This window comes from Serratia sp. CY83965, from assembly GCF_052166375.1.
GTDB classification, from domain to species: domain Bacteria; phylum Pseudomonadota; class Gammaproteobacteria; order Enterobacterales; family Enterobacteriaceae; genus Serratia; species Serratia marcescens.
In genome coordinates this window covers 141,612-150,760 of the sequence record NZ_JBJNOV010000012.1, presented here as the reverse complement: position 1 = coordinate 150,760, position 9,149 = coordinate 141,612, and the positions used below count along the sequence as shown (strand labels likewise).

Annotated in this window: 7 protein-coding genes; 2 read left to right on the top strand and 5 right to left on the bottom strand. The window is 59.7% G+C overall.

Annotated elements, in window-relative coordinates:
* Positions 1-185: 185 nt before the first annotated feature.
* The 5 genes from hemG to ACJ8PL_RS21180 form a co-directional block, all read right to left on the bottom strand.
* On the bottom strand, positions 186-719 hold the full coding sequence (gene hemG, locus ACJ8PL_RS21200) for a menaquinone-dependent protoporphyrinogen IX dehydrogenase (RefSeq protein WP_028127640.1): 534 nt from the start codon (positions 717-719) through the stop codon (positions 186-188).
* A 21-nt stretch (positions 720-740) separates the two neighbouring features.
* Positions 741-2,192 carry a Trk system potassium transporter TrkH gene (gene trkH, locus ACJ8PL_RS21195; RefSeq protein ID WP_004934492.1) on the bottom strand — a complete coding sequence of 484 codons (1,452 nt, stop codon included), beginning with the start codon at positions 2,190-2,192 and terminating at the stop codon, positions 741-743.
* A 35-nt stretch (positions 2,193-2,227) separates the two neighbouring features.
* Positions 2,228-2,842, bottom strand: coding sequence for an IMPACT family protein (locus ACJ8PL_RS21190; protein WP_079450412.1), 615 nt, complete (start codon positions 2,840-2,842; stop codon positions 2,228-2,230).
* Positions 2,842-4,173, bottom strand: coding sequence for a Xaa-Pro dipeptidase (gene pepQ / locus ACJ8PL_RS21185; protein WP_239442393.1), 1,332 nt, complete (start codon positions 4,171-4,173; stop codon positions 2,842-2,844). Before pepQ ends, ACJ8PL_RS21190 begins: the two co-directional genes overlap by 1 nt.
* 112 nt (positions 4,174-4,285) lie before the next feature.
* Entirely contained in the window at positions 4,286-5,482 is a 1,197-nt protein-coding gene (locus tag ACJ8PL_RS21180; protein WP_199561514.1) for an MFS transporter, read from the bottom strand.
* Positions 5,483-5,715: 233 nt separating this feature from the next.
* Between ACJ8PL_RS21180 and fadB the strand changes: the two genes are divergently transcribed.
* Positions 5,716-7,905 carry a fatty acid oxidation complex subunit alpha FadB gene (fadB, locus tag ACJ8PL_RS21175; protein ID WP_016929440.1) on the top strand — a complete coding sequence of 730 codons (2,190 nt, stop codon included), beginning with the start codon at positions 5,716-5,718 and terminating at the stop codon, positions 7,903-7,905.
* Between the two features lie 10 nt (positions 7,906-7,915).
* The gene (fadA, locus tag ACJ8PL_RS21170) at positions 7,916-9,079 is read left to right on the top strand and encodes an acetyl-CoA C-acyltransferase FadA (RefSeq protein WP_004934476.1); all 1,164 of its coding nucleotides are present in this window, start codon (positions 7,916-7,918) and stop codon (positions 9,077-9,079) included.
* The last annotated feature ends 70 nt before the right edge of the window (positions 9,080-9,149 follow it).

The following is a 9,149-nucleotide window of genomic DNA, read 5'->3' as shown; positions in this document are numbered from 1 at the left end:
TTTTCGCCCGGAGAGTCAAGCGTTTATTTCGCTTTCTTCTCGCTGACCCGGCGGCTTGTCAGTCGTTGTTCCCGGTCAGTGGAGGCGCATTATAGGGAGTTCTCGGCGGGCCGCAACCCCTAATTGCAAAAAACTTTTCAAGCGCGGATTTTTTCGGCAAAACGCTGACCAAACCCGCATTTTTGTCACTTTTCGTACTGGATCTGGCTAAATTCCTGGGCGAAACGATCGACCTGCTGCCAATCGGTGTACTCCACTTCCTTACTGGTATCCGTTTCGCCGCCCGTCATACGCATAATAAATTGAATCATGATGCGGTCGAACCAGCGATAGCGCGGATAACGCAATGCGCCGGCAAACACCGCACACTGTTTTGGCTGCCACGGCGAGGCCAGCAGGAACTTGCGGGTATAAGCGTTGGTTTGCGGCGAGCGCTTTTCCGGTTTACGCGCGGTCAGGTTCACGGCAAAGAACGCGCTCGGCATTCGATTCAGTTGTTCGGCATGACGTTTGACGAATTTATCCAGCGCCGGGTTAAAGTGCCCGTAACGGATAGAAGCGCCGATCATCACCTGCTGGTACTGGCTAAGGTCGACCTGTTCCGCCTGCAGCAGATCGATCACCTCACATCGCTGCGTGTCCTGCAGCTTGCTTGCTATATAAGAAGCGATAGCACGTGTTTGCCCGTCACGGCTCGAATAAAGTATCAATGCCTTCATGGCGTACTCCTTATATCAGACTTACTCACGCCAAAAAGTTGGCGTGAACAGCACCAGCAATGTAAACACTTCCAGGCGTCCGAACAGCATCGTCACCACCAGGATCCACTTGGCCGCCGCCGGCATCGTGGTGAAGTTATCCGCCACCACGCCCAGGCCGGGGCCAAGGTTATTGAGTGTTGCCGTCACTGCGGCGAACGCGGAAAAATCGTCAACGCCGGTGGCAATGATCGCCAGCATGCTGACGATAAACACCAGCGCATAGGCGGAGAAGAATCCCCACACCGCTTCCAGAATACGTTCCGGCAGTGCGCGATTGCCCAATTTGATGGTATAGACCGCGTTGGGGTGCACCAGCCTTTTCAACTCTCGCGAACCCTGCAGGTACAGAAGCAGGATACGGATCACCTTCAGGCCGCCGCCGGTCGAGCCGGCACAACCGCCGATGAACGCTGAGCACAGCAACAACATCGGCAGGAACAGCGGCCACTTGGCGATGCTGTCGGTCGTAAAACCAGCCGTGGTCGCCATCGATACCACCTGGAAGAACGCCTGATTGAGCGTTTCCATACCGCTCTTATAGACGCCATGTCCCCAGAGCACCAACGTGCATACCACCACCAGCGTCAACTGAACGAAGATGAACATGCGGAATTCAGGATCGCGCCCGTACACCTTCAGACTGCGGCCGCTTAGCAAAGCGAAGTGCAGGCCGTAGTTACAGCCGGAAATCAGCAGGAACACGGCAATGATGGTGTTGATGGTCGGGCTGGCGTAATAACCGATACTGGCATCGTGGGTAGAAAACCCGCCGATGGCGATGGTCGAGAAACTGTGGCCGATGGCGTCGAACACCGACATCCCGGCCCCCCAGAGCGCCAGCGCACAGGCAACGGTCAGCAACACATAGATTAGCCACAGGGTTTTGGCGGTTTCGGCAATGCGCGGACGCATCTTGTTATCTTTCAATGGCCCGGGCATTTCCGCCCGATACAGCTGCATGCCGCCGACGCCAAGTATCGGCAGTATCGCCACCGCCAACACGATGATCCCCATGCCGCCCATCCATTGCAGCATTTGGCGATAGAACAGGATGGCCTTCGGCAACGAGTCCAGCCCCACCAGCGTCGTTGCGCCGGTGGTCGTCAATCCCGAGAAGGATTCAAAGAAGGCGTCGGTCAGCGACAAATTGGGCCGTTCCGAAAACAGGAATGGCAATGCCCCCACGCTGCCCAGCACGGTCCAGAACAACACGACAATCAGGAAGCCTTCACGGGGCTTCAACTCGTGTTTCTGTTTGCGGTTCGGCCACCACAGCATCAGACCGATGGTCAGCGCCACGAAGAAGGTTTGGCTGAACGCGCGCCCCGCCCCATCGCGGTAAATCAATGCCACCAGGCCGGGAATAAACATCGTCCCGGAGAACAGGATGACCAGCAGACCAACGATACGGGTTATGGCGCGAAAATGCATTTCAGCACGATCCTTAGCAATTCAATTGGGAGGAATTATTGCGAAATGGGGGTTAATTGCAAATTACCGCGACTGAGATCACGCAATTTATTCCCAAACAGTTCGACCTCGGTTGCCGGCAACGCCAGATGCAGCACGACGGCGGCGCCGTATTCGCCCTGCAGGATCCGACCTGCGGTTTGCTGCAGCAAGTTCTCCACCAACGCCAACTGCGCATAGTCGCACTGCAAGATATATTCGGCTTCCGGCACCTTTTGTGCCAACGCCAACTGCTTCAACGCCTGTTGAACACCGTTGCCATAGGCTTTCACCAGCCCGCCGGTGCCCAGCTTGACGCCGCCATAGTAACGAACGACCACGGCGGTCACTTCACCGATACCGCTACCCATCAGCTGCGCGAGGATCGGTTTGCCGGCGGTACCCGACGGTTCTCCGTCGTCTGAGAACCCCAGTTGCTGCGAGTCATCGGGGCTGCCGGCGACGAATGCCCAACAATGGTGTCGCGCCGCCGGATGCTCATCCCGCACCTGCTGAATAAACGCCTTTGCCGCTTCTACCCCGCTGGTCGGCGCCAGCAGGGTGATAAAACGGCTCTTCTTTATTTCTTCGGTAAAGCGGGTTGCTTCCGCCGGTATCGGGTAAGGCCGCATCAGGCCAGGTTCAGATCGCGCGTCATGTTCTCGATGCGCTTTTCGTGGATCACGATGTTGTCTTCGATACGGATGCCGCCATACGGCTTCAGCGCATCGATGCGATCCCAGGCGAAGTGCTGCTTGAATTCACCGCTGCGCCACGGCGCCAACAGAGATTCGATGAAGTACAGACCTGGCTCGATGGTCAACACCATGCCCGGCTGCAACACGCGGGTGCAACGCAGGAACGGATACTTGGACGGCGCCGGCAGATGGGTGCCTTGTTCGTCCTGCATAAAGCCGGCGGCGTCGTGCACCTGAAGGCCCAGCGGATGGCCCAGCCCGTGCGGCAGGAACGGCGTGGTAATACCCGTTTCAACCATCGCCTCTTCGCTGAGGCCGTTCACCAACTTGTGATTCTTGAGCAGCTTGGCGATGCGCTGATGCATTTGCACATGGTAGTCGGTATAGCGCACGCCGGGCTTGATGGTGTCGATCAGCGCCAGCTGTTCACCATTGAGATCTTTCACCAGGTGGGCGAACTCGCTGCCGCTTTGCGCCGCGTAGGTGCGGGTCAGATCGGCGGCATAGCCGTTATATTCCGCGCCGGCGTCGATAAGGAAACTCAGGGACTCGGCCGGCGGCTGATGGTCCAGCTTGGTGTAGTGCAGTACCGAAGCGTGTTCGTTCAGCGCTACGATGTTGTCGTAAGGCACGTCGGTATCACGGTGGCCTGTCGCCGTCAGGTAGGCCAGGTTGATGTCGAACTCGCTCATGCCGGAGAGGAACGCCTCATGCGCCGCACGATGGCCGGTTACCGCCGTCTTCTGCGCTTCGCGCATGCAGGCCAGCTCGTAGCCGGTTTTGATCGAACGGTGGAAATCCAGGTAGTTCAGCACCGCTTTCGGGTTGATGTTCTCAGAAGGAATGCCGAGATCGCGGGCGCGCTGTTGCGCATAACCGATATAGCCGACGCGCTCACGCTGCGGCGGAAGCTGCTGGGCGATGGCGTCGGCGTTGGCCAGCGGCATCAATTCAAGGGATTTGGTCCAGAAACTGTCCGGCAGCGGTTCTACGCTGTGCCAGTAGTCGACCGGGGAGTAGAACCACAGCTTCGGCTTATTGACACCGTCGATCCACAACCAGCAGTTCGGCACCGACGTCACCGGCACCCAGGCTTTGAAATGCGCATTCACTTTGAACGGATAGCTATGGTCGTCCAAAAATACCTTTTGCAGTTCACCGGAGTGAATCAGCAACGCATCCAACTTGTTGCGCTCCAGCACTTCGCGCGCGCGTTTTTGCAGCTCTGCCAAGTGGTCGTTATACAAAGAAGCCAGCGTTTCCATCACAGTACCCTTATGCCTTAGCACGAAAGAAGTCATCTTAACACAGCGCTCCGGCGCACCAACCTTATCGCGTTGGGCATGCGGAGCAGCTCGCAATTCCCTGCAAATGCCGTTACATCCGCAGTTTAACCATTAGCCAGCCGGCCAGGCCGAGCAACGCTATCGCCAGCGCCCATAGGCCGTGGTGCTCCAATAACACCGCGCCGGCCGCGGCAATGCCCGCCAGACACTGCTGCAGAAAGCCGCACAGCGCCATCGCATAGGCACCGTGCTCTTTGGCGTCGCTAACCGCCATCGCCATGCTGTTGGGAAACAACACCGCCTGGCCAAAAATGGTCAGGCAATACAGCGCGATGAACAGCGCCATACCGGAAAGGCCGGCCAGAATGCCGCTCCACCACAACAGCAGGATCGCTACCGTCGCCAGAGCGACGATGCCGCTGCCGGTTTGCATCAGTTTTTTCCCGCCGACACGCGCCACCGTGCGGTTCACCGTCAACGCGCCGCTAAAGTAGGCGATACCTATCACCAACCCCAGCGCGCCGAACGCCGTAACGTTGAGGCCAAAACCCTGCTGCATGACGAACGGGCTCACCTCCTGCAATGTCACCGTGGTGGCGAAGCCCAATCCGCCGACGCAGGCCGGCCAGAAGAACCCCGGCCGCCGCAGGATGGCGAAGTAGGTGGCCGCCATCGCCGGGCGTGGCCCGCGTGTGCGCCCCGCCTCAAGCGGCAGCGTCGCCATCAGCGCCAGAATGGCCAAACCGGTGGCGCCCATCAGGACGAAGCCCATCTGCCAGTGCGAATATTGGCTGAGCAGGCCGCCGACAAACTGACCACCGCCCAGCGCGGTGATAAAAGCGATGGAGAGCACCGATAACCGACGCGCCAACTCGTCACCGCTCCAGTTATCCCGCACGATGATACGCGCAATGATCGCCGCACCGCCGGCGCCCACACCCTGCAGCGCACGCAGCGCCAGCAGCTGGGCGCCGTTGCTGCACAGCGCCAACAGCCCGCTGCAGCCAATGAAAAGAAACAAAGACAGTGTCAGGGGCGCACGGCGGCCAAAGCGATCGGCGGCCGCGCCCCAGAACAGCACCGGCAAAGCGGCGCCGATGACGAAGATCGAAATGGACAGCTCGGTGGCGCGTCGGCTCATCGCCAGCTCCCGCATCACCGTCGGCAGCGAAGGCAAATACACGGTCGTCGCCATCTGTGCCATAAACACCAACAGACATGCCAGCGTCATGGTTCTGGCCGGAATGCTCCATAAGCCGCTGCGTTTGACACAAGCCGCCTTAGTCATGCGTAACCTCGTCTGAATGTTCATTCGCTGCGAGCAAGTGTATGAGTGCCGACACACTCCAGCAAATGCCGATAGCACATAAAATATAACTTCGTTTCAAATCAAAAAACTAACTTGGCGACATGTGATCCGACCAGCAAATATGCAATCTCTCATTTGCATATTTTTAACATAAAAACCACACTCCTCTTCATCTGGTCATACCAGATCATACGCTGATTCAGGAGATAGACATGCTCTACCAAGGCGAAACATTACAACTGCACTGGCTCGATAACGGCATCGCCGAGCTGGTGTTCAACGCACCGGGCTCGGTCAACAAGCTGGACACCCGCACCGTCGCCAGCCTGGGCGAAGCGCTCACCGTGCTGGAAAACCAGCCTGAGCTCAAGGGGTTGCTGCTGCGCTCCTCCAAAGCCGCGTTTATCGTCGGCGCCGATATCACCGAATTCCTTTCTCTGTTCGCCGCACCGGCTGAAAAGCTGCACGAGTGGCTGGTATTCGCCAACAACGTCTTTAACCGGCTGGAAGATTTGCCGGTACCGACCATTTCGGCCATTAACGGCTATGCGCTCGGCGGCGGTTGCGAATGCATTCTGGCGACCGATTTCCGCGTCGCCTCGCCGGACGCGCGCATCGGCCTGCCGGAAACCAAATTGGGCATCATGCCGGGCTTCGGCGGTTCCGTCCGTCTGCCGCGCCTGCTGGGTAACGACAGCGCGCTGGAAATCATCGCCGCCGGCAAAGACGTCAGCGCCAAAGACGCGTTGAAAGTCGGCCTGGTGGATGCGGTGGTGACACCGGAAAAACTGGCCGAAGCGGCGCTCAACATGCTGCAACAGGCGATCGACGGCAAGCTGGACTGGCGCGCCGCGCGTCAACCTAAGCTGGAGCCGCTGAAACTCAGCCCGATTGAAGCGGCGATGAGTTTCACCACCGCCAAAGGCATGGTGCTGCAGACCGCCGGTAAACATTACCCGGCGCCGATGACCGCGGTGAAGACCATTGAAGCCGCCGCCAAGCTGGGCCGCGATGAAGCGCTGAAACTGGAAACCGCCAGCTTCGTGCCGTTGGCCCGCTCCAACGAAGCGCGCGCGCTGGTCGGCATCTTCCTTAACGATCAGTTCGTGAAGGGCCAGGCGAAAAAGCTGGCCAAGAATGTGGATGCGCCGAAACAGGCGGCGGTGCTGGGCGCCGGCATCATGGGCGGCGGTATCGCCTACCAATCGGCGCTGAAAGGCGTGCCGGTGATCATGAAAGACATTAGCGACAAGTCGCTGACGCTGGGCATGAGCGAAGCGGCCAAGCTGCTCAATAAGCAACTGGAGCGCGGCAAGCTGGATGGCCTGAAAATGGCGCAGGTGCTGTCGACCATTCAGCCGACGCTGGACTATGCCGGCATCGAGCGCGCGCAGGTGATCGTTGAGGCGGTCGTCGAGAATCCGAAAGTCAAAGCCGCCGTGCTGTCGGAAGTGGAAAACCTGATCGGTGAGGACACCGTTCTGGCGTCGAACACCTCGACCATTCCGATTAATCACCTGGCAAAATCGCTGAAGCGCCCGCAAAACTTCTGCGGCATGCACTTCTTTAACCCGGTGCACCGCATGCCGCTGGTGGAAATCATCCGCGGCGAACAGACCAGCGACGAGACCATTGCCAAAGTGGTGGCCTACGCCAGCCGCATGGGCAAAACGCCGATCGTGGTGAACGACTGCCCGGGCTTCTTCGTCAACCGCGTGCTGTTCCCGTACTTCGCCGGCTTCAGCCTGCTGCTGCGCGACGGCGCCGACTTCCGTCAAATCGATAAAGTGATGGAGAAACAGTTCGGCTGGCCGATGGGCCCGGCCTACCTACTCGACGTCGTGGGCATCGACACCGCGCACCACGCGCAGGCGGTAATGGCCGCCGGCTTCCCGGATCGCATGAGCAAAGACTATCGCGACGCCATTGACGTGATGTTCGACAACCAGCGCTTCGGTCAGAAAAATCAGCTGGGCTTCTACCGCTACAGCCAGGATAGCAAAGGCAAACCGCGCAAGGACAACGACGAGCAGACCGATGCGCTGCTGGCCGAAGTGAGCCAACCGCGCCAGACCATCAGCGACGAAGAAATCATCGCGCGCATGATGATCCCGATGATCAACGAAGTGGTGCGTTGCCTGGAAGAAAAGATCGTCGCCAGCCCGGCCGAAGCCGATATGGCGCTGGTCTACGGCATCGGTTTCCCTCCGTTCCACGGCGGCGTGTTCCGCTACCTGGATACGCTCGGCACCGCCAACTACGTTGAGCTGGCCCAGCGTTACGCACACCTCGGCGCCCTGTACCAGGTGCCGGCCGGTCTGCGCGCCAAGGCCGAACGCAATGAAAGCTACTACCCGGTGGCGACACCGCTGTCCGACGTCGCTACCCGCCAACCGGCATGAGGTCATAAAGATGGAAAACGTAGTTATTGTTGATGCCGTACGCACGCCGATGGGCCGCTCCAAGGGCGGCGCCTTCCGCCAGGTGCGCGCCGAAGATCTCTCCGCTCACCTGATGCGTGAAGTGCTGAGCCGCAACCCGGCGCTGGACGCCGCCGAGATTGATGACATTTACTGGGGCTGCGTGCAGCAAACGCTGGAACAAGGCTTCAACATCGCCCGCAACGCCGCGCTGCTGGCCGAGATCCCGCACCGCGTGCCGGCGGTGACCGTCAACCGCCTGTGCGGCTCTTCGATGCAGGCGCTGCACGACGCGGCGCGCGCCATCATGGTTGGCGACGCGCACATCAGCCTGATCGGCGGCGTGGAACACATGGGCCATGTGCCGATGAATCACGGCGTGGATTTCCATCCGGGCCTGAGCCGCAGCGTGGCCAAGGCCGCCGGGATGATGGGGCTGACCGCTGAAATGCTGGCCAAGATGCACAACATCAGCCGCCAGATGCAGGATGAGTTCGCCGCGCGCTCCCACCAACGCGCACATGCGGCGACGCTGGCGGGTTACTTCAAAAACGAGATCATTCCGACCAACGGCCACGACGCCGACGGCGTGCTGACCCGTTACGATTTTGATGAAGTCATCCGCCCGGAAACCACCGTCGAAAGCCTGTCGGCCCTGCGTCCGGCGTTCGATCCGGTCAACGGCACCGTCACCGCCGGCAGCTCCTCCGCCCTGTCGGACGGCGCTTCCGCCATGCTGCTGATGAGCGAATCGCGCGCCAAAGCGCTCGGTTTGAAGGCCCGCGCCCGCATCCGCTCGATGGCGGTGGTCGGCTGCGATCCTTCCATCATGGGCTACGGCCCGGTGCCGGCCAGCAAGCTGGCGCTGAAACGCGCCGGTCTGAGCGTGCAGGACATCGATCTGTTCGAGCTGAACGAAGCGTTCGCCGCCCAGTCGCTGCCGTGCATCAAGGATCTGGGGCTGATGGACAGCATCGACGACAAGATTAACCTGAACGGCGGCGCCATCGCGCTCGGCCACCCGCTGGGCTGTTCTGGCTCCCGCATCTCGACCACCCTGTTGAACAACATGGAACGTCGCGACGCGCAGTTCGGCCTGGCGACCATGTGCATCGGCCTGGGCCAGGGCATCGCCACCGTCTTTGAACGCGTTTAGCTGTGTCTATCTTGGGATGACCGTGTCACTACTTCAAATCGCGGCATCCCGCCAAGTTTAGTTGCCGTTC

Bases quoted from the DNA above. Each gene is read 5' to 3' on its own strand.
- hemG (WP_028127640.1), bottom strand. From the start codon at position 719: ATGAAGGCATTGATACTTTATTCGAGCCGTGACGGGCAAACACGTGCT.
- trkH (WP_004934492.1), bottom strand. From the start codon at position 2,192: ATGCATTTTCGCGCCATAACCCGTATCGTTGGTCTGCTGGTCATCCTG.
- ACJ8PL_RS21190 (WP_079450412.1), bottom strand. From the start codon at position 2,842: ATGCGGCCTTACCCGATACCGGCGGAAGCAACCCGCTTTACCGAAGAA.
- pepQ (WP_239442393.1), bottom strand. From the start codon at position 4,173: ATGGAAACGCTGGCTTCTTTGTATAACGACCACTTGGCAGAGCTGCAA.
- ACJ8PL_RS21180 (WP_199561514.1), bottom strand. From the start codon at position 5,482: ATGACTAAGGCGGCTTGTGTCAAACGCAGCGGCTTATGGAGCATTCCG.
- fadB (WP_016929440.1), top strand. From the start codon at position 5,716: ATGCTCTACCAAGGCGAAACATTACAACTGCACTGGCTCGATAACGGC.
- fadA (WP_004934476.1), top strand. From the start codon at position 7,916: ATGGAAAACGTAGTTATTGTTGATGCCGTACGCACGCCGATGGGCCGC.